This window comes from Levilactobacillus bambusae (assembly GCF_003124125.1).
Lineage (GTDB): Bacteria > Bacillota > Bacilli > Lactobacillales > Lactobacillaceae > Levilactobacillus > Levilactobacillus bambusae.
This window is the reverse complement of the sequence record NZ_QCXQ01000005.1, coordinates 1-20,035: the sequence shown is the minus strand read 5'-3', so window position 1 is coordinate 20,035 and position 20,035 is coordinate 1. Positions and strand designations below refer to the sequence as shown.

General features: G+C 46.6%; 20 protein-coding genes, 1 tRNA gene and 1 other annotated feature. Of the genes, 8 read left to right on the top strand and 13 right to left on the bottom strand.

What is annotated here, in order from left to right; all coding sequences use genetic code 11:
* Positions 1-112 precede the first annotated feature (112 nt).
* Both DCM90_RS07520 and DCM90_RS07515 read left to right on the top strand, forming a co-directional pair.
* Complete coding sequence (locus tag DCM90_RS07520) at positions 113-787, top strand: sugar transferase (RefSeq protein ID WP_109250758.1); 675 nt, start codon at positions 113-115, stop codon at positions 785-787.
* Positions 788-810: 23 nt separating this feature from the next.
* Positions 811-1,881: a glycosyltransferase gene (locus DCM90_RS07515; RefSeq protein ID WP_109250757.1), complete on the top strand. Its 1,071-nt coding sequence runs from the start codon at positions 811-813 to the stop codon at positions 1,879-1,881.
* 120 nt (positions 1,882-2,001) lie between these two features.
* Here the strand turns inward: DCM90_RS07515 and DCM90_RS07510 are convergent, their stop codons facing one another.
* The 3 genes from DCM90_RS07510 to asnS all read right to left on the bottom strand — a co-directional run bounded on the left by DCM90_RS07510 (position 2,002) and on the right by asnS (position 5,492).
* Positions 2,002-3,696: an oleate hydratase gene (locus tag DCM90_RS07510; protein WP_109250756.1), complete on the bottom strand. Its 1,695-nt coding sequence runs from the start codon at positions 3,694-3,696 to the stop codon at positions 2,002-2,004.
* A 29-nt stretch (positions 3,697-3,725) separates the two neighbouring features.
* Complete coding sequence (locus tag DCM90_RS10165) at positions 3,726-3,851, bottom strand: hypothetical protein (protein WP_263852058.1); 126 nt, start codon at positions 3,849-3,851, stop codon at positions 3,726-3,728.
* A gap of 249 nt (positions 3,852-4,100) precedes the next feature.
* Positions 4,101-5,492, bottom strand: a complete 1,392-nt coding sequence (gene asnS, locus DCM90_RS07505; RefSeq protein WP_109250755.1) for an asparagine--tRNA ligase — start codon at positions 5,490-5,492, stop codon at positions 4,101-4,103.
* Positions 5,493-5,550: 58 nt separating this feature from the next.
* Positions 5,551-5,778: a binding site (T-box leader), on the bottom strand.
* Between the two features lie 147 nt (positions 5,779-5,925).
* Here asnS and DCM90_RS07500 point away from each other — a divergent pair.
* Entirely contained in the window at positions 5,926-6,468 is a 543-nt protein-coding gene (locus DCM90_RS07500) for a PadR family transcriptional regulator (RefSeq protein ID WP_109250754.1), read from the top strand.
* 3 nt (positions 6,469-6,471) lie between these two features.
* Positions 6,472-8,019 (top strand): MFS transporter, encoded by a 1,548-nt coding sequence (locus tag DCM90_RS07495; RefSeq protein ID WP_109250753.1) that lies wholly within the window; start codon positions 6,472-6,474, stop codon positions 8,017-8,019.
* A 121-nt stretch (positions 8,020-8,140) separates the two neighbouring features.
* Here the strand turns inward: DCM90_RS07495 and DCM90_RS07490 are convergent, their stop codons facing one another.
* Positions 8,141-8,884 (bottom strand): hypothetical protein, encoded by a 744-nt coding sequence (locus DCM90_RS07490; RefSeq protein WP_109250752.1) that lies wholly within the window; start codon positions 8,882-8,884, stop codon positions 8,141-8,143.
* Positions 8,885-9,026: 142 nt separating this feature from the next.
* Positions 9,027-9,488 carry a hypothetical protein gene (locus DCM90_RS07485; protein WP_109250751.1) on the bottom strand — a complete coding sequence of 154 codons (462 nt, stop codon included), beginning with the start codon at positions 9,486-9,488 and terminating at the stop codon, positions 9,027-9,029.
* A gap of 624 nt (positions 9,489-10,112) precedes the next feature.
* Here DCM90_RS07485 and DCM90_RS07480 point away from each other — a divergent pair.
* Positions 10,113-11,090 carry a linear amide C-N hydrolase gene (locus DCM90_RS07480; RefSeq protein WP_109250750.1) on the top strand — a complete coding sequence of 326 codons (978 nt, stop codon included), beginning with the start codon at positions 10,113-10,115 and terminating at the stop codon, positions 11,088-11,090.
* A gap of 28 nt (positions 11,091-11,118) precedes the next feature.
* Here the strand turns inward: DCM90_RS07480 and DCM90_RS07475 are convergent, their stop codons facing one another.
* Positions 11,119-11,772: a matrixin family metalloprotease gene (locus DCM90_RS07475; RefSeq protein WP_165815250.1), complete on the bottom strand. Its 654-nt coding sequence runs from the start codon at positions 11,770-11,772 to the stop codon at positions 11,119-11,121.
* Positions 11,773-11,994: 222 nt separating this feature from the next.
* Between DCM90_RS07475 and DCM90_RS07470 the strand changes: the two genes are divergently transcribed.
* The 3 genes from DCM90_RS07470 (at position 11,995) to DCM90_RS07460 (ending at position 13,164) form a co-directional block, all read left to right on the top strand.
* The gene (locus tag DCM90_RS07470) at positions 11,995-12,354 is read left to right on the top strand and encodes a hypothetical protein (protein ID WP_109250801.1); all 360 of its coding nucleotides are present in this window, start codon (positions 11,995-11,997) and stop codon (positions 12,352-12,354) included.
* Positions 12,355-12,377: 23 nt separating this feature from the next.
* Positions 12,378-12,962, top strand: a complete 585-nt coding sequence (locus DCM90_RS07465) for a TMEM175 family protein (protein WP_109250748.1) — start codon at positions 12,378-12,380, stop codon at positions 12,960-12,962.
* A gap of 114 nt (positions 12,963-13,076) precedes the next feature.
* A tRNA-Ser gene (locus DCM90_RS07460) sits at positions 13,077-13,164 on the top strand.
* 95 nt (positions 13,165-13,259) lie between these two features.
* Here the strand turns inward: DCM90_RS07460 and DCM90_RS07455 are convergent.
* The 7 genes from DCM90_RS07455 to DCM90_RS07425 all read right to left on the bottom strand — a co-directional run.
* Positions 13,260-14,507 (bottom strand): Ig-like domain-containing protein, encoded by a 1,248-nt coding sequence (locus tag DCM90_RS07455; protein ID WP_109250747.1) that lies wholly within the window; start codon positions 14,505-14,507, stop codon positions 13,260-13,262.
* Between the two features lie 291 nt (positions 14,508-14,798).
* A complete protein-coding gene (locus DCM90_RS07450) occupies positions 14,799-16,004 on the bottom strand; it encodes an Ig-like domain-containing protein (RefSeq protein ID WP_109250746.1) in 1,206 nt (401 codons plus the stop codon).
* Positions 16,005-16,156: 152 nt separating this feature from the next.
* Complete coding sequence (locus tag DCM90_RS07445) at positions 16,157-17,068, bottom strand: hypothetical protein (RefSeq protein ID WP_133244332.1); 912 nt, start codon at positions 17,066-17,068, stop codon at positions 16,157-16,159.
* Between the two features lie 16 nt (positions 17,069-17,084).
* The gene (locus tag DCM90_RS07440) at positions 17,085-17,792 is read right to left on the bottom strand and encodes a hypothetical protein (protein ID WP_109250744.1); all 708 of its coding nucleotides are present in this window, start codon (positions 17,790-17,792) and stop codon (positions 17,085-17,087) included.
* Positions 17,770-18,654 carry a hypothetical protein gene (locus DCM90_RS07435; protein ID WP_109250743.1) on the bottom strand — a complete coding sequence of 295 codons (885 nt, stop codon included), beginning with the start codon at positions 18,652-18,654 and terminating at the stop codon, positions 17,770-17,772. Before DCM90_RS07435 ends, DCM90_RS07440 begins: the two co-directional genes overlap by 23 nt.
* 25 nt (positions 18,655-18,679) lie before the next feature.
* Entirely contained in the window at positions 18,680-19,414 is a 735-nt protein-coding gene (locus DCM90_RS07430; protein ID WP_109250742.1) for a hypothetical protein, read from the bottom strand.
* Positions 19,415-19,561: 147 nt separating this feature from the next.
* Positions 19,562-20,035 (bottom strand): LPXTG cell wall anchor domain-containing protein (locus DCM90_RS07425; RefSeq protein WP_133244331.1); only part of this gene is annotated, 474 nt, incomplete at its 5' end.

Here is a 20,035-nt window from a genome sequence, read left to right as displayed (position 1 = left end):
CTAAAATTCACTAACTGTTCATTAAAAATCCATTGCAAGTCAATTACACCCCATTTATCATTAATACCAATCAGTAATACCCGTTCGAACATTCACGAAGGAGGTTTTAACGATGCAAATCACGACGCCTAACACACAGCGTTCCGTCATCTGCTTAAATCCCGCGACCGTTCATCGGCGTCCCCGATACCAATTTGCCAAACGCACGTTAGACGTTCTGGTTAGTCTAGCCGGCCTACTCCTGCTCAGCCCCCTATTCTTACTTATTATAGTCGGGTTAAAGCACGAAGATTGGCGGGCCCCCATTTTCTACCGGGCAACGCGCATCGGTCAGAACGGCCAGCCGTTTACCATGTTTAAATTTCGGTCGATGGTCCCCGGCGCCGAACAGCGGTTTCATGAAGTGGCCGACCAAAACGAAGTTGGCGGTGCCATGTTTAAGATGAAAAACGATCCCCGGGTGACGCCACTTGGAGCGTCCCTCCGAAAGTTCAGCCTGGATGAACTTCCTCAGTTGTTCAACGTTTTAGCCGGGAAGATGACCCTCGTCGGACCCCGGCCGCCCCTGCCTAACGAATACCAGCAGTACACCTGCTACGATAAGCAGCGGTTATACGTCAAGCCTGGCTGTACTGGGCTATGGCAGGTAACTAAACGGAGTGCGGCGGACTTCGATGAAATGGTGGCCCTCGACTTACACTATATTGAAACCGCTAGCATTAAAATGGATCTTAAAATCATGTTCAAAACAGTAGCTATCGTTGCTAAACCCAACGCCGCTTACTAACCCAACCCTTGGAGGTGCTCGCTATGTTAACCGTTCTTGAAGTTTGTGAAGCCTACGGTGGCGGTGTCAAACGCCACGTTGACCACTTATACGACCATTTAAATACTGACCACATTAAAATTATGCCCTACGTGACAACGACCCGGATCAACGAGGCCGCTCCAGATGACTACCTGGTCGATAACCGCCAGTCCGAGTTTTACAAACCCTGGAACCTTTGGCGGGTATTGCGGCAGCTCCACCGGTTAGTCAGGGAAAACGACGTTAATATTATGCACGCCCACAGTTCGTACGCCGGCATGATCGTTTTTCTCTACACCTTCTTTTTGAACCACCAAATCAAGGTCTTCTACACCGCCCACGCTTACTACTCCGAAAAGCCACTGGCTAAGTGGAAGCGGGCCATTATCTTAGTGATGGAAAAACTCATTACTTCCCGGGCCAACTTAGTCATCCACGTTTCCGATGATGAACAGGCTTACGCCCTAAGGGAGAAGATCGTGACCGAGGACAAGGCGGTCGTCGTCAATAACGGGGTCAGCGAGCCAAAGAACTGTCACTACGCGGATAACGCCCCGGTAGTCATCAACATTGCCCGGTGCGACGCCCAGAAAAACCCCTTAGAATTCGTAGAAATCGCCTACAAGGTTCTGCAAACCGTCCCGGAGGCCCAATTCATTTATGCGGGCGGCGGCGTTTTATTAGCAGATATGCAGGCCATCACCAACAACTTGGGGATCAGCGCCAACGTTCACTTCGTGGGCCACATTAGTGACGTTGACCCCTATTACCGGCAGGCCAAGGTCTTCTTGTCCACGGCGCACTATGAGGGGATGCCCTTCTCCGTGATTGATGCGTTAGCCTACCAAATCCCGGTCGTTCTCAGTTCTGTGACCGGGCACAAAGGCCTGGTCACTAACCATAACGGTCACCTTTATACACCGGGCCACATTGATTCGGCCGCCCACCTAGTCACCGAATACCTCCAAGCTGTTGTCGTTGAGGATAGCCAACGCAGCTTTGCACTCTACCAGCAACAATTCCGGCTGGAAGACATGGTGAGTCAAATTGCCGCTAAGTATGAACATGGTTAGCCGACGGACGACCAACTCATTCCCCCAAAACAAATAACGGCATGATCCAAATTCGGGTGGCGTTCACTCGAATTTGGATCATGCCGTTTTTAGCGGAACCGGTTTGATTGATTAACCTATTTATTCAAACATTTTCTTCGTCGCCCGCAATAACGTTGGAATGTCTTTATCGTAACGGGGTGTCTTAACTAAGCGGCTCATTGGAATCCCCGCAAAGTGGTAGGCGGCAATTTCACCCGACCGCACGGCGCTCTGTTCCGTGAAGACCATCTGGTACGGTTGTTCCACAAATTCACCGGTGAAGGCTAAGTTCGTTGAGTGTTCCGGAATCACCAGCGGCCGATCCGTTTTAGCCCGGTTGTTGAACAAGGCCGAAGCGTACGGCATGTAAGCGGGGATGCAGTTAATCACGGAGTCCATGATAGCCTGCTCCTTTTCCCGGATGTTAACGGGGCCGGGATCAACCAAGCTGAGCTGCCCAATGAGTTCTTGCAGCATTTCCTTCCCGTTCATTTCAATGTAGGGTTTATTCACGAACTCGCCCGTCCGCCGGGGGTAAAGGAAGTAACCCCAAATCACACCCTCATTCGGTTTTTGCGTGGTGAAGTGGGGTTGATGATGGACCACGATCGACATGTTGACGTCCGGGTTGCCCAAGTCGGTAATCGGGGCCGTCGATAGAAAACTGTTGAGGGCGTTACCCGGCACCTGAGTGGTAATCCGCGTAATTTCGTTTAACAGCAGGTGGTCCTTCGTGGTGAGGGTAAAACTGATCCACTCGGAGGCGTCCCGGTCGTCAAAAAACTTATCCGGGGTGCCTAGGTTATAGAACTTATCTGCTGCCTTCTTCCAGAGACTGGCGGAAAGCCCGTACGCCATATCTTGTGGGGCCGGTGAATCGTAGTCGCCAATCGTGGCGGAATCCGTGATCGAGCCGTTCGTAAAGATGACGGCCGTGTCATCGTCGACGGTGACATGATCTATCTGACCCGTCTTGGCATCCGTCACTTCTAGCCCCGTCACCGTAATTTCATCTTGCATCGGGCTGGTCTTAAATTCCCAGTCGGAAACGATTTTACCGAACTCGAAGTGTACGCCAGCTTCCTTCAAGTAGTTAATCAGCGGCAGCATAATACTTTCGAACTGGTTGTAACGGGTCCGGTTCACCCCGACTAAGTGTTCAATCTGGGTAAATTCATACAGCATCATGTGCATATAGCGCCGTAATTCTTGAACGGAGCTCTGGGTCCGGAAGGCAAAGGTCGTCTCCCACATGTACCAGAAGTTCGTGGTAAAGATGTGGGGATCATCCTTAAAGTAGTCGGCAATGGAAATATTATCTAACTTTTCTTCATCTTTATCGGGCATCATTACCAGCCGGGAGAGCAGCATCCGGTCCTTGTTATCCAGCCCTAATTTACCGGCGTCCACAATGCCCTCACCCCGCCGCAATAGCCGCGCCTTATCAAAGGTCCGGTGCTGGGCATCAAAGTCCCGGGTGTCTTCTGCCGCCGTCATATTTGGCTCCGTCGCGGATTTCACCCGGGAGAGCAGATCCATTAAATCAACGTAGGTTCGGTAGTTCAGCATCCGTCCGCCACGGGCAATGTATCCCTTGGTATTATCGAGCGGGTGGTTCTTGTTCCAGTAATCATCCGCTTGTTCCGAAGCGAGACTCCCATCGTTTGACCCGTGGTCGTCAACCCCGTAAAAGGTAATGGCGGAACCCTCCCAGTGACCCTCTTGAATCAAGTAGACTGCGCTCGCCATGTTTGCTAGCCCTGCGCCAATCATAATTGCTTTGTGTTTGATCATCTAACCGACCTCCTTCTGATTCGTCATCCTTACGATTCAAAAATGGCGTAGTCCTTTGCGTCATCGTGGAACCAATCGAGTTGCTTTAACACGTAAACTGTCACAGCAGCGGTCACACCGGCTGAGATCATCAAGGCACATCCTTTTTTGGACATCTGCTCACATCCTTTACCCATGACTAAATTTGCGTTGCTTTAACCACCCTTAGCCTACCATATTCCCTACATTTGTAAACCTTGATTTTTAATTAAAACGCTTGTGTTAAGGTAATGGTTACGATTACAAAAGCAAAGCATCCTACCACAATTTATTTCGATAATCCACCCCACACAAAAAAGGGAGAGACCTAACGTCTCTCCCTTTTACTTTTGCTGTATGAGTATCATCGGTTTAACACATTCGTCTTAGAATTCAGCGTTCCCTGGCGTTCTTGGGTAAGGGATCACGTCGCGAATGTTATCGATACCCGTTACGTACATGACGAGGCGTTCAAACCCGATTCCGAACCCAGAGTGTTCCGTTTCGCCGTACTTCCGCAGGTCCAGGTACCATTGGTATTCATCTTCGGAAAGGTTAAAGTCCTGAATCTTTTGGGCTAAGACGGCTTCCCGTTCTTCACGTTGGCTTCCACCGACCAGTTCCCCAATTTCAGGGACGAGCAAGTCTACCGCAGCAACCGTTTTTTCGTCGGCGTTATCCCGCATGTAGAAGGCCTTAATGTCCTTCGGGTAGTCGGTCAAGAAGACGGGCTTCTTGTAAACCTGTTCGGATAGGTAGCGTTCGTGTTCAGCATCTAAATCAATGCCCCATTCAACGGGTTCTTCAAAGTCAACGTCGGCCTGTTGCAAAATATCAATGGCGTCCGTATAGGTTACCCGGGCAAACTCTTCGTTGACGGTGGTGGTTAACCGTTCGATGAGTTGGTCATCAACGTTGTCGTTCAAGAATTGCAATTCGTCTTGGGCGTGGCTGAACAGGTACCGGATGACGCTCTTTAACAGGCCTTCGGAAACATCCATGACGTCCTTAAGATCGGCAAAGGCCATTTCGGGTTCAATCATCCAGAACTCGGAAGCATGCCGGGTCGTGTGCGAGTTTTCAGCCCGGAAAGTGGGCCCAAACGTATAAACATTGCGGAGCGCCAACGCAAAGGATTCAACGGGAAGCTGACCGCTCACCGTTAAGTTGGTTTCCTTCTTGAAGAAATCCTGGGTGTCATCGACGTGGCCTTCTTCATCCTTCGGCAGGTTGTTGAGGTCCAACGTGGTAACCCGGAACATTTCCCCGGCCCCTTCGCTGTCGCTGCTGGTAATTAGCGGGGTGTTCACGTATACGAAGTCCCGATCCTGTAAGTATTGGTGGACCGCAAAGGCTGCGAGGGACCGGATTTTAAACACGGAGTAAAAGGTGTTTGTCCGGGGCCGCAAGTGGGCAATCGTCCGTAAATACTCGTATGAATGCTTCTTCTTTTGGAGGGGGTAATCGTTATCGGAATGGCCCACTTCCTTAATGCTTGCCGCGTGAATTTCAAACGGCTGCGGAGCCTTTGGCGTGTAGGCCACCGTTCCTTCAACGGTAATGGTGGTGCTGATTGGCATTTTGCCTAACGCTTCGTAGTTAGGCAGGTCGCTCTTCATCACAATTTGGACGTTCTTCAAACTGGAACCGTCGTTTAATTCAACGAACCCCACGTTTTTTGATGCCCGCACCGTCTTGACCCAACCCGTTAATTCAACGGGTTCCGTCACTTCAGTATCAGCGGTATATAATTCTTTGACCGTTACTTGTTTTGCCATTGTATCCACTCTCCCTTCAATTCTTCACCAGACGACAAAAAAGACCCGTCATCCCCTATACAGGGACGAAAGGTCTTTCCGCGGTACCACCCAAATTGCTTCAACGAAGCCAGCTTAAAAGTACAAACATACTTTCCGCGGGTAACGTTGCGGTAACGTCTAAGCCTACTGCTTTCAGTTAGAAACAAAACGGTGTTTTTCCAGCTGGATTGCCGCCTAGGTTCCACCAATCCTAAGCTCTCTACGGGCAATTCCCAGCTGTACTCGTCCTTTTTATCGTCGTTAACTATTAAGTTGTTTCAAGGTTAGCACAGAAACGCCGCCCGGACAACCTCCAATCACGCAAACCCAAATCTTTTTAGGGATTTGGGTTGACAATATATCGAATCGACTTATACTGGATAAGTCGATTCGATATATGGAGGTGTGACTGATGTATGAAATAGTGATTCTTGGTGAACTCCTAGAAAACAATAAATCGGGGTATAAATTAGGGTTAATCCTCAATAATATTCTGGGTCCCGGCCGAAAGATTTCTAACGGGACTTTGCATCCCCTCCTGGTCAGACTGGGCAAGGAGGGCGACCTGACTTGGCAGGTGGACCCCAAAAGTACCCGGGGAAAGAAGAACGCCCAGATTACCCCACAAGGTGCCGAACACTTTCAGGCGCTCATGCGGGAACCCGTTCCAGAAAATGCCCGCCGAGACGAGACGTACCGGTTCAAGATTGCCGAACTTCGCCAGGTGGATCCCGAAGTCCAGCTGCAAATTCTGCAGGACTTTCGGTCGGTGACCCAGTCCGAATACGACGCCTATGCCGAGCACAGAGAACACGTCTTAAAGCTGCCCAATAAACCGGCGGATGAAATTGCTTGGACGGCGACTTCCTTTGACCTTTATTTAAATATCGCAACTACCAAACTCACGTGGATTGATAACCAAATTCACCAGCTTACTATGAAAGGAAGCCATTAAATTATGCCAGAACAAAAATCAATGAAGCGGTGGCTCGCCTTAACCGCCGCAGGACTGGGCGAATTTATGGCGCTGATTGACGTTACCGTTGTGAACGTCGCCCTTCCCACTATGCAGCGCAGTTTCGGAGAGAGTTTCAATCAGCTCCAATGGGTTTTAAACGCCTATACGTTGGCCTTCGCCGTGACCCTGCTGATTGTTTCCAAGTTAGGAGACATGTTTGGGTTAAAACGCATGTTTGTCATTAGCCTCATCATCTTTACCGCCGCTTCATTCTTGAACGGGATTGCTCCCAACCTCGTCTTCTTAGACCTATCCCGGGCCCTGCAAGCGATTGGTGGAGCCGGCGTCAGCTCCCTCTCCATGGCCCTCGTTGCCACTAACTTTACGGGGAAGGAACGGGGCTTAGCCATTGGAATTCTCAGTTCCGTTATCGGCCTTTCCGTGGCTGCCGGCCCCCTCGTTGGCGGTTACCTCGTGGAATACTTTAACTGGCCCGCCATCTTCTTTGTGAATGTTCCGCTGGGGATCATTGCGGTGATTTTAACCCTGACGACGGTGAAAGAACTGCCCCATGACGGTCAGAACGATAAGATCGACTTCGTTGGGATGCTGTTATCCGCCGGCGGTTTATTCGCCTTAATTTACGGACTGATCCAGAAGGAGACCAATCCCGACCTCGCCTGGCTTAGTTGGCAAGTTGGCGGTTGGTTGGCGCTAGCGGTAGGACTCTTAGTCGCCTTTGTGATCGTGGAAACCCACCTCGCCCAACCTATGATGGACATGAGAATGCTCACCGACCTCGGCTTCTTAGGCTCCGTCCTGGCCGCCTTTGGCTTAGGCGCGGGAGTCTTCGCCTTTAACGTCTACCTGACCAGTCTCATGCAGAACTACATGGGGTACTCCGCCCTTGGGACTGGGCTTCGGCAGCTCTCCATGTCCGTTTGGTCCCTCTTCTTGGGGCCCTTCATTGGCATTTTGGGCAACCGTTTCTCAAAGAAGTGGATTGCCACAGGTGCCTTGCTCCTCCTCGCCATCGCCCAACTCGTCTTTAACCAGGCCATTAGTCCCACTGCCACCTTCATCTCAATTCTCCCGGCCCTTATTTTAATGGGGATCGGGAACGCCACGATTAACCCCACCTTGAACGCCGCAGCCTTAGAGGGAATTAGTCAGCAACAGATGGGAATGGCTTCCGGAATCGTCAATGTTTTTCGGCAATTCGGGGTAACCTTTGGGGTCGTTGTGATTGGGCTCAGTCAAACGAAGGTGTACGAAGCCCACATTACCAAGTCCTTTAACGGGCTTCATCTACCAGCCCAGATGGCAGATGGGCTGCACAAGGCCCTCTTGGAGGCCGGTCCCTTCTCGGGTCATGCCATCGCATTTAGCCACCGGGTAAATGCAACGCCGTTCGCCAAAAGCATTCAAACGGCTGTCATCAACGCATACGATCACGGCTTAACTGCCGCTTCCTATACGGCAATGGTCCTCATTTTAATCGGCGCAGCGGCCGCAATGTTCCTAATGCGGTCAAAGCCAAGCAACTAGGTCAACCGATCTCATAACATTTTAACGTTACGTTACGAAACAAAAACAGCGGCAGCATGCCAGAAATTAGTCATGCTGCCGCTGTTTTTATGTAGAAAGATGTCTGAAAACCACCCGCCAATTAGCGATAGGAGTCCAATAGTTGGTTTAACTCCGTCTGTGCGGCTGTATCCTGTGAGACAATGAACTTTTTCTGAGGCTCGTATGCTCCAAAGGTGCCATCATCGCCAGCTTCGCCATAGCCCGTCGTTAGTCCCACTGTTTTAGGAGTTCCCTTTAATTCGTAGACGACCCCATTGTTTCCTAAGAGGTACTTCGTAACTGGTTTGTCCTCCCTTGCGACCGTGGAATAACCGGCGGTAGTGCTCACATCTTTCATGTCCTGCTTGCCTACCGAACCATCCTTCGCTGTAAAAAAGGTGACGCCACCAATAGCCTGAATCGGGTACGCCGTTTTACCCGGATGCCCTTCATCCTGCATGATGGCTTTTCCATCCGGTGTGTCCGCGTACCAGTCACCGCGACCACCAGCGCCATGTTCAAATGTCCAGTCGGTTACCGCCATGTTTCCAACCTCGGCGCGGCCAGCTGCCCAACTGTAGAAGGCGTTATTAACAGCTGTCATTTGACCCTCGCTAAGCTGCACCGGAGTGGTTGGACTACTTGATGCGTTGACAGCAGCCGTTGAATCCGTTCCATTTTCAGTGGATTCAGTTCCGGATTGCGCCCTTAGCTGGCTATTTGCCCGCTGCAAACTACTAATTTTTTCATCCTTAGCCTGACCATCATCTGCCGTCTCATTGCCGCATCCAGATAGCATCACCGCCATAAGCAAAATCAAGTTAACACCTAGTAATCTTCTCATTTTCCTCATCCCTTACCCGATATCGTATCTTCCTCCTCTAGTATATCGAATAACACCGCCGCTTTGGCCAAAATTCGATGATTTTATTAATGAAAACAGGTAAGTTTGAGCCACCGACAGCCCGCGCTTACCTGTTAATCGTCTAATTAACTTTTAAATATTGTCGTTCCGCTTCCACCCGAGCTTCAACGGCTTCCTCCTTGGTCTTAAACGTTCGGTTTAAGACGTACCGGTGGTTGTAGTATAACCGGGCCACCCAACGGTCACGCATTGAATCATAGCTCACCCCAGTTGTACCGCTCTGATTGGTCGACCGGACCTTATCCATATAAGTAACATGCCAAGCGGAGGCCAATTGTTCAACGTTCCCCATACGCTGGCGGGTTTCCTCCTGCTGGTAGAATTTTTCACGGGCAACGTCCTTGACTAAGCAGCCGCAACTCTTGGTTATCCCGTGACGTAAATTATATCCGTCCTTAATGCAGGTATTGCCGCAGTCGCACTGGCATAACCAAAGCTTATTGCCGTTCCCTTTTTGACCGGCAATTTCCAGTGCAACTAATCGCCCAAATCGCTGACCTTTTAAATCAATTAATCGTGACATGGTGGTCTCCCTCTTTTGCAAAAAATTGAGCGTCAGCATTTTAAGATTTATACTATGCAAAAAAGGATTGACCTAATTTAGTGGGTTATTAACACTAAATACCGGAATGGCACTTTTTTACATAAAATGTGGACGCTCCAAGACTATTTATATTAAGTATATCTCTTAACGCCATAAAAACAAGTAAATAATGAACCCCAATAACAATATTGTCGAACATAATTTAACCATATTGGGTCATTTATATGGGCTCGTATGTGAAAAAAATCCTCATTAACGAAAAAATTATCGAAAATGGCATGATTTTATGTAAAATAAGGACAAACTTGGAAAATCACCCCGTTTTAAAAATCGGCTTAATGTACTGACACGACAGCGTTAATCGGTATTTTTCATCAACATTCAATGATATTCATTAGCATGTAATAATATGCGATTATATGCACAAACAGAGCCTAACTGACCCCGGATTTTTCGTCAAAATCCGGGATTTTAGTTAGGCTCTAATTTATACCGTTGATTATTTAAAGTTTGGTTTCTTTATCAAGTTTACAATATTATTCGTTTCCCTTATCCTTAGGGTATCTAAATAGACCGATAACAATAATCTAGGAGATGGCTGTTATGTGTACCAGTATCTTACAAATTGCCCAGGATTTGACCCATACCTTTGCGCGAACCATGGATTGGGACGAAATGCGGAGCCAGCCCATCTTTGTCCCCCGGAATTATCAGTGGCGCAGCCTTTTTGATCACGTTCAACACGCAAACCCCTATGCCATTATTGGTGGTGGCCGGGCCCACGATGACGAAATTGATTTATCCGATGGCGTCAACGAATGGGGGCTAAGCGTTCAAAAGCTTACATTTTCGAACGGCACCCGCCGTATTGACGATCCAACTCCAGGTAAAATTCACCTTGCTCCGTTCGAATTTTCATTTTGGATGTTAGGCCACTATCGCAGCGTCGCAGATATTGAGGACCACATTACCGAGATTGAACTCATGGCCTCGACCCACGCTTTGACTGATTACGGTCATCCCGAACTGCACTTTGCGGCCGTTGATCGAACGGGACGGTGTGTCGTGATTGAACCAACTGAATCACCCATGGTCATTCGAGAAAACCCGCTTGGCGTGGTCACCAATTCACGGGATTATGATCACCAACTGGTTCAACTAGCAAAGTACGTGACGTTCACGCCGGATTTTATTCACCAAACGGTACCCTTAAATACGCCGTACGTCACCACCCGACAGTTCGCTGGGCCCGTTCCCAGCGGAGGCTATACCGTTGGTGCCCGGTTTATCCGGGCCGCCTATAATAAGGAACGGGCTGACCAGCCGACGAACGAACAAGAAGCACTAGTTAGTGCGTGGCGGCTGCTCGATTCCGTGACCGTTCCAAAGAGCCTCAGCCACCGCCGAACCTATTCCGTTTATCGCGCGGCGACCTGCTGCGAATCCCGGACCTACTACTTTGAACCTTACCACCGTTTATCACCCGTTCGGCTGCAGTTAACCGATGCAATGTTGCACTGGACCAATCCCGTCTTTTATCCGGTGGAAAACGCCCCGGCTTATTTGAACCTTAATGCGTGATCATCAGCTTGCTTTACAATATTGAACGTTACCCATAAATTTCTCTCAAGCTAGCAATATCCGCTTCGGATAACGTGGTCCGACCTTGATTTTCAGGATACATGACTGACATCGGACTGTCGCTATGGTCTAAGCCGAGGGCGTGTCCCAACTCATGAATTGCCACAGAGTCGCTAAAGGCATCGGCATAGTCCCCGTTCAGCTTGGCCGTCGGATGATTGACACTTGTGGTGCCCGTCACACTGGTCGTTGTCGTAATCTGCGGACCCCCAACCCCTAGCTCAATATTGCTCGTATTCTGACTCATCTGCTTATGGTACATCGCAAACGTAATCTGATTTTTAGCGTTCCCATCCGGTGTAATTTGCACAATTTTAGTCCGGTTATAGACCGCCACTGCATCCAGAAAAACACGCCGAGCAGCCGCCGGAACGTTCTTATCAAACCGATACCGGTAGTGCGAACTCAACTTAACGTCTTGGACGATCGGTTCAATCGGTGTCTCTGATCCGCTATGTTCCTTCTTCTGCGTCGTTTTCGTCTTGGATTTCGTTGCCACCTTGGAATTCGTTGACTGCTCGATCTGACTGAATTGGGCCGTCAGCTCATTGAAGGCGTTAGCGACTACCTGCGGGTTAGTCTTCACCCACCAGCCGCCACCAACGAGTATGGCTAGCGTCATCAGCGTTTTGAATCCTTTCACACGAACACCCCCATCTTCATTAAGCACTCTGTTCGTCTATCATACTTAATAATCCGAAAAATCTCCCGTGATTGACTTAATCATAGGAGATTTTTATAATCTATTTAGCAACGAAGCCTAAATACTTTTCTTTCACAAAAAGCCTTCTATAATAATCAATAAACTACCAACTTAAAAATTAGGAGGGCCAGTATGATGACCATGTTAGATGTTAAAGGATCCATCAAAAATTTGAGTTCCACTACCGAAAATCACTATAAAATTATTCAAAATCAGGAGCCTTTTACCCGGGCATTTCCAATCCACTTCGAACTTGCTTACACTGACTTTAGAACCATTGAGATGGCCTTACAAATGACAGGTGACCAAAACCATTCACTATTGGTCCAGTTCTCTGCCGCCTACGAAGCCGTCTACCAATATGAAAATGCGTACGCAACTGGTGGATTAGACGGCTTCAACGAACAGTTCGGCAACCAGATTCCGGAATACGAACAGGCTAAGAACCAGCTGCTTACCCTGATTAATCAGATCTCTCAGTTACAACCCGTTAATGGTTAGCCGCATGATTGGAGTCCATTCCTATGAATAAGAACCGGCTCGTCGCCTTTACCGACGCAATCATTGCCATCGCAGCCACCATCATGGTATTAGACTTACACCTTCCCCACCCCTCAAATCTTAGGGGCCTTTGGGCAGATCGAACCGTCTTTTTTGCCTATACCATCAGCTACATTCTGATTTATACGGTCTGGTCGTCCCACCATGACCTATTCGAGAAGGCCCAATTCATCTCCATTCGAACGTTCTTGCTGAACGGACTCTGGCTCTTCTTCCTTACGCTCGTTCCCTTTGCCACCAACTGGGTGGGTACCGACCCCGATACGACGTGGGCCGAAGTCTTTTACTGTCTTATTCTGCTGCTTTGGAGTATCGCATTCCACCTCATGGACCATCAGATTGTTCGGGATAACCCAACCGTTCCCCACGATAATTCAACCCGTCCGCTTGACCGCAGCATCATTTACCTGACCTATCTCAGCGGTATTGGTATTGGCATCGCCTTTTTCTCGCCCGTGCTGAGCCTGATCATCGTCGGATTTCTCAGCGTTCTCATGACCCTCCGGATGTTTTCAACGGGCTACCACCATTCCGAAGATTCCCACTAGAAATTTGTCAATCGCTTTTAGTTTATACTAGAAATAATTTACAAATTAAAAATATAATTGTGATAACTATTGGCAGGCGATTACAATTGCGCTATACTTATTAGGTAAGGTATTGGAGACATACTCAAGTGGCTGAAGAGGTGCCCCTGCTAAGGGTATAGGTCGGGCAACCGGCGCGAGAGTTCGAATCTCTCTGTCTCCGTTATCCATTTATACTCCTTAATAACTCAATAAAAGGGTGATTGGAAAGTATTCCAATCGCCCTTTTATTTTAGCATCTTTTTAATAAGTTAATAATTAACTAATGAAAGCATAAGCTAATGCGCTCTTGTCACCGTTGCTATTGGATTCATAAATTCCAACGATTGTACCCGCTGGAGCATCACTCAGGGTAATGGAGAATGTATAATCATCTTCAACATAACCCGTTCCTAACACCTTAGTTTGGTCATTAGCAGAAACCACGGTAATTTTATCACCTGGTTCACTACCTAAACCTGTCAGGGGTTCACCAGCTTTAATCGGATTATTCACAACTGGAGCAGGAATGTCAGCATCTTCATGCTGAACCACTGTTGTTGCCGGCTTACTTTCACCGACCCCAGTATTCTGGGTAACGGTGATGGTCACACCCTCACTTTGCGTCGGAATTTCTACCGTATAAATTCCATTTTCATCAACGGTACCCGTTCCAATTACCTTGTCGCCAACTTTAACCGTGATCTTAGCTCCAGGTACCCCTGAACCGGTAACATGCGTACTCTTGTCCGTTACCTTTTCAATCGTCGGCTTTTGGTTTAGCAGATCGTATCCTGGATCTAACTTATTAGTTGGCAAGTTTACGCCAGCATTGTAATCCCCTACTAGGGACCAGTCAATGGCGCCTTCACTAGGTACTACAGCTGATATAAAATGATAATCATTGCTGACGTCAGTCGAATCAGCAATCCGAATTCCAGTATCTGTCACGGCCTGACCTAAGTCTAAGGAAATATTGATGGTATAGTTAGCACCCAACAGATACGTTGTCTGTGGGTTATCAAAGGAGATGGTTGAACCGTCCGTTGCAATGCTGATGTCATCTTCAGTGTAGGTATGGTTTACTGTTCCCCCACCAGTGATATCACACTTGTAGCTACCAGATATATACTGCTTAAAATCTTTGGAGGCAACTAATGGTTGTAATTCCTTTGGCACTTTTACAACATACTTTGAATCTTCTGATAACGCAGTCCCAACGGATTCACCGTCATAGCTTAAGTTTAGCACACCAGTCGTTACTGTGTTATTAGCTTGCAAGTCTAGCCCGTTAGCGGCAGTCCCACTAGCAGTTAAAGTACCCTTAGTGTAGACGTCCAATGCTCTGGTTTGCTTGCCATCTTTGGTCTTCTTTAAGTTCTGCTTATCCGCTGCCTTTTGCTTAGCAACCGATGTTGTTTGCCCCTTATACGAAGCAGCATCCGCCTGCGTAGTAGAAGTAACAGCTGTAGCTCCTAAAGAAGCAAGAACAATAGCGCTCATTAACGCTGTCTTATAATTAGCCATATATGAATCCCTCCAAAAATTTTTTGGCTCCGCTATCAGATAGCGTTTCCATACCCATAGAATATCACCCCTAAATCTAGTTAGTCAACACTATAATTTGATTTAATTTTATGAATTAATTATGAAATACTTAACTAGTTCATATATATTAGCGTTTTTAAGATATCTTAATATTTCTTAATTCTTAAAAAAATCATATTTATGAACTATTTGTGAATAAATTTGCAATTTAGTTGACAAAAAAAGATGTCAAATAACATTGACATCTTTTCATCGTTATTACCATTAAGTTTATTGAATCAGTCCAAAGGTTGATTGGCTCTTATCGCCGTCATTATTAGATTCGTATACGGAAATAACAGTATTACTTCCTGCATTGGAAACGCCAACAGCAAATGTCTTATCGGAATTAACGTAGCTGATTCCAAGTACATTTCCTCGATTGGCATCCATTACCGTAATCTTATCGCCGGGTGTGTCACCAATCCCAGTAACTTTAGCACCTTGAGCGTAAACGCCTGGTGTCAAAGTGGGTGCTGGAAGTGCTGAGGCTTCATGTTGAACAACCGTGGTTGCAGCATCACTTTCACCTACTCCAGTATTTTGAGTAACGGATAACGTTACATCAGCATGCTGTTTTGGAATATCGATAACGTATACTCGATTAGCATCAACGGTACCCGTTCCGATTACTTTGTCGCCAACTTTAACCGTTACTTTGGCACCTGGAGTTCCAGTACCAGTAACGTACGTACTCTTATCCGTAACTTTTTCAATAGTTGGTTTGGTATGAAGTAAATCATAACCAGGATCTAATTGAACAGTTGGCAACGTTGCACCTGCATTATAGTTACCGACAGCGGACCAGTTAATGGCGTTAGAAGCTGGAGTAACCGCACTATCAAAGTGGTAACCATTAGCAGCACTAGAATTAGCAATCCGAATTCCTGAGTTTGTTACTGCTTGACCTAAGTCCAAGGTAACGTTAATCGTATATTCTGAACCAATTAAATACGTCATTTGTGGGTTATCAAATGAGATTGTTGAACCATCCGAAGCAATACTCATATCATCTTCTGTATATGTACGCTTAGCAGTGCCACCTAATTTGACCTTACACTTAAATGAACCAGAAATATATTGTTTAAAGTCCTTCGAAGCAACTAAAGGCTGTAATTCCTTAGGAACTTTAACCACGTACTTCGAATTTTCAGATAAGGCTGTTGAAATTGAAGTAGCACTGTACTGCAGGTTTAGTTGACCGGTAGTGACCGTATTGTTCGCTTGAAGACGTAAACCGTTAACAGCAGTCCCGCTAGCGGTTAAGCTTCCCTTGGTGTAAACCCCTAATGAACGCGCTGCAGCAGCTTCCCGTCGGTTAACCGTCGTTGTAGTTGCTGCCTGTGCTTGAGTTGCGGGTGCAGCTACGCTGGTAACTGCTGTGGCTCCCATAGTTGTTAAAACCATGGCGCAAGCCATTGAAGTCTTGATATTCAAAATGATTCCCCCTAAAAAAGTGTGTTTGGTTTTCTAACCACCACTAAGTATAAATAATTTTTATATGATATGTCAATAGTTTACTGTATTTTATTTTCACACTATAAATCAATTGGATAAAAACTAAAGCGTTCAATAACTTTAGCCTTAAATTAATGCCGTTTTCGGCGAATATCTGGACTCTGAATCCATGATTGGGGTGAATTAATACTAGGCTTCTGAGTAACTTGGCGTCCATGGACAAGTCGATCTGCAAAGTCAGTATAGGCCACCCAATTAATGGTATGCGGGGTGAGCCGTTCAGAATCCGTCTGCATCAAAATCGCACTGACCCACTCAATCAGTAGACTTCTCGTTCCAATCATCATCTGCCCACTGAGCCGCATGACTTCGCCACGCCCATTCGGAAGCGTCATAAATTCTAACTCATCATCTAAATATAGCAGGTCAGGAACCAGACTATCAAAGGGGGCATTTAATACCTGGTATTCGGGCGTCATAGCCGCAATTAGATCCATTTCCGGATGTTGGGTCAGGTAATCATACAGACTGTCCCAGCCCTGTCGCAGCGTCAAATCAATGGATAAAGTCTCCATCCTGACGTTTAGCTTCCGGACGGAGTGTTTTAACGGTGAGCTTTCTTTTTGACCTAATTGTAAGACTACTGGGACTGGTTGGCGACCTAAGCTGGGATTTTCCATCACCAAGGGGTCCGGCGCTAATGGTAAGTTCAAAATGGCGTCAACGTTACTAAAATAGCTGTATTGATCGTTAGAATTAACGTCCCGCATAATTACCTGCCGGCCTTCTTGAATCGGCAATCGAAGCGTCAAAGCAACCTTGCCGCTCCGGTTCATCAGCTCAATCAATTGCTGATCACTATTAAAATCCCAGGTCTGGGTATCAGGTAAAAAACTCATTTCAGACTCTGATGCCAGCCGGCCCGATTCTAAAAATTTCAGGGCCAGAATTCCACCGTCCCCCATTTTAATCAAACTATGCCCGTTCTTTAAAAAAATCCAATTATGGCCGCACAGTTGCCGTACCACACTTAATCTGTCCATATATCATCTAGCCTTTCTATCGACATTTAAACCAGGCTTCACTATGCTGCTGCTCAAACCCAAAGATTGTTGTAACCTGTCGGCCGTGGACTAACCGATTAGCAAAATAAGAGTAACAAACAAAATTAAAAATCTGGTCCACCTTAAAGTAATTCTGTTGTTCTGCAGGTTCTAACTGTTCCGTATATCGGATCATTAAACTCAAAAATTCCAATATGAGACTTCTATCACCCATGATGACTGAAGCATTGAGAAGCTGGAGGTGGGGATTAATCCTACCGAACTCTTGAACAGCCGAAATACTATTCTCACTAAAATTAATTTTAGAAAGTTCGCCCCATTCATCGGCCACGTACAGGCGATTAGCCTGCAGCGCCTCAAACGGATGATGAAGAAGTTGAACTTCAAAGGGATCCGTCAGCGCCATTTCTTCCAACTCATCGTGTATTAGAACAAACTGAAAGGCCCAACGCCAAAAGCTTTCGGGTTCCGCATTGGGTATAACGTAGAAGCCTGGCCGCTCGTCAAATCCCGTTGTTGACGACCGCAGATACAGGGGCAGCATAACTTGATTCACCGAATCAGCTAGTCGATTCCCCACCCGGATATTTTCATCATGGTTATCGCCCATTAACTCACCTAGCACAATCTGCCGCTGTACGGCCTGGTGAGGCTGAAAGTTAACGGGGATCTGGTCTAACTTAAAAATTGAATTGAGATTCACGATTGAATTCTCCTTTAATGGCTTTTTCTTTCCGATTGACATAACGGCCCTTAAAATAACGTTCCAAAATGGTTAAGCATAACCTATTAACGGATTGTGACTGCTGATTCAGCTGGTTTAAGCGCCACTCAAATAGAAGCTCGCCCACAAACTCTGTCATTAGTGAGCGGTGCCCCATAACCCCCACCACCTCAGCATGCTGCGAGGTCAATAAGGTCAACTTATTAGTCTTGAGCCTCACATAAAAAGGCTCCCTCATCTTAACGCGTCCATTCAGAACCGCAATGGGACTTTTTTCGGCCTGATCCAATAGTTCTTGATGAAGTTCCTCCCACAGTTGAATATTTCCTAATTGATAGGAACTCCGTTGAACCTGAATACTTGCGATGGCCAATTCTTGAACCAATGACTCGTATTCATCAATTGGAAGCTGCTTATCCACTACCATAAAGGGGTGCATTAACCGAGAGAACGTCCCTAAATCTTTAATTAGCGGATCGGGCGCCCAAGTATGCCGAATAATGGTTTCAAAAACATTCGCACTCACCCACCGATCCTTAGTCCTTGCATCTTGGATTACTAAATCCTGATTCTCACGGACTGGCGGTAGCAGCGTTTTATCTAACCCATAGTAACCATCCAGTAACAGAATGGTATTTGTTGTTTCATTCCAATCCCAGTGCCGCATCGTTGGTAGATAGGGAATTTCAGAGGGAAAGGAAAGATCACCGTCAGCCTCAAACTCAATGGACAAGAGAGCTTTAGTCCCGTCATTACCCTCTAAAGTAAGATTCCGCCACCCATCAATGGCGAACTTCCACCAGTGGTCCTTAACACTGCGATAAAATTCCGCTTTATTCATTATAACTAAACTCCTTTAAAGCCACTTACTTATGCTTAAACCATGCCCGAATATCTGGCCGGTTAAAGTAAAATAATGTTGTCACTTGCCGCCCATGTTTCATTCGAGTAGCAAAGTAACGATAAAATATGTAATCGATCAACCCCATTTCAAACGGGCGGATTGCTGGCTTGCCATCTATTTGATGCTCCACTTCCGTTTGGCAAATAAGGTTGGCCATAATACTTAAAAATTCTAGAACAATGGCCCGCTTCCCACCAATTACTCCCGGGTTTAGACCCTGAACTAATTGATTCTCCCGCAGAAAGTTACGCCCATAATCTGGGATATAGCCCGTATTAATAATCGGAATATTTAAATCGGTTAATTCATCACCCATGTACAGGTAACGTTCATCGAACAAGCCAAACGGATTCTTTAGCATGACCACATCACCTAAGTCCACTAATACCAATTCCTCGATTTCTGGGTGCTGGAGCACGAATTGATAAGCCATGACCCACCTTAGCATATATAGCGAAAGGTCCTTAAGTTCTGGAGGCAACGATGCCGTTAGTATCGTCAATTCAGGTGTATTGTATGAGATCTTCGCATTGGTCAGAACATAGACGGGAATATTAAAGGATTTGGTTGACTCAACCAACTTTTCGGTTTTAGGTAAAATATCTTCAACTGTTTTTTTATCTTGTCGTTGGGCATCAAACATATCCACTAGATATTCAGCCAAAATTATCCGTTTAGGAACGGTTGGTTGTTCCATAGTCTTCCCCCATTTCATAAATATTTAGTTTAGTAACCTAGTTATATTATAAAACAATTAAGTTCGACTTTCATTAGATATCACAAAAAAGGAACCCGAGAAAATACTTCTCAGGTTCCTTTATTTTTGTGGTAAATCCACTAATTATTAGTCTTCGTTACGTTTGTTACGCCGTCTCAGAAGACCTAGAAGTGTGGCTCCCAATAATGCTAAACCGGTAAGTTCAGCAGTTGGATCAGCAGCTTCTTCGCCTGTCTGTGGCAATTGTCCCTTATCAGAAGGATTTTCGGATGCTTGACTTGATTCATTCGATCCACTAGCTGAATCGTTAGAACCCGATCCGTTATTGTCATTTCCAGGGTTGCCAGGGTTCCCCGCCCCATTATTACTGTCACTATCATCTACGGAGTTGGAGCCAGATTCAGAATCTGAAGCAGAGTTAGATTCTGAACTGGAGTTAGAATCACTGTTCGTACTTGATTGCGAGTCTGAATCAGATTCACTATCCGTACCCGACTGTGAGTTAGAACTGGATTCACTTCCTGTATCTGATTGTGAGCTCGAGCTTGATTGAGAACTTGAACTCGATTGTGAGCTAGAGCTGGATTCACTGCTTGAGCT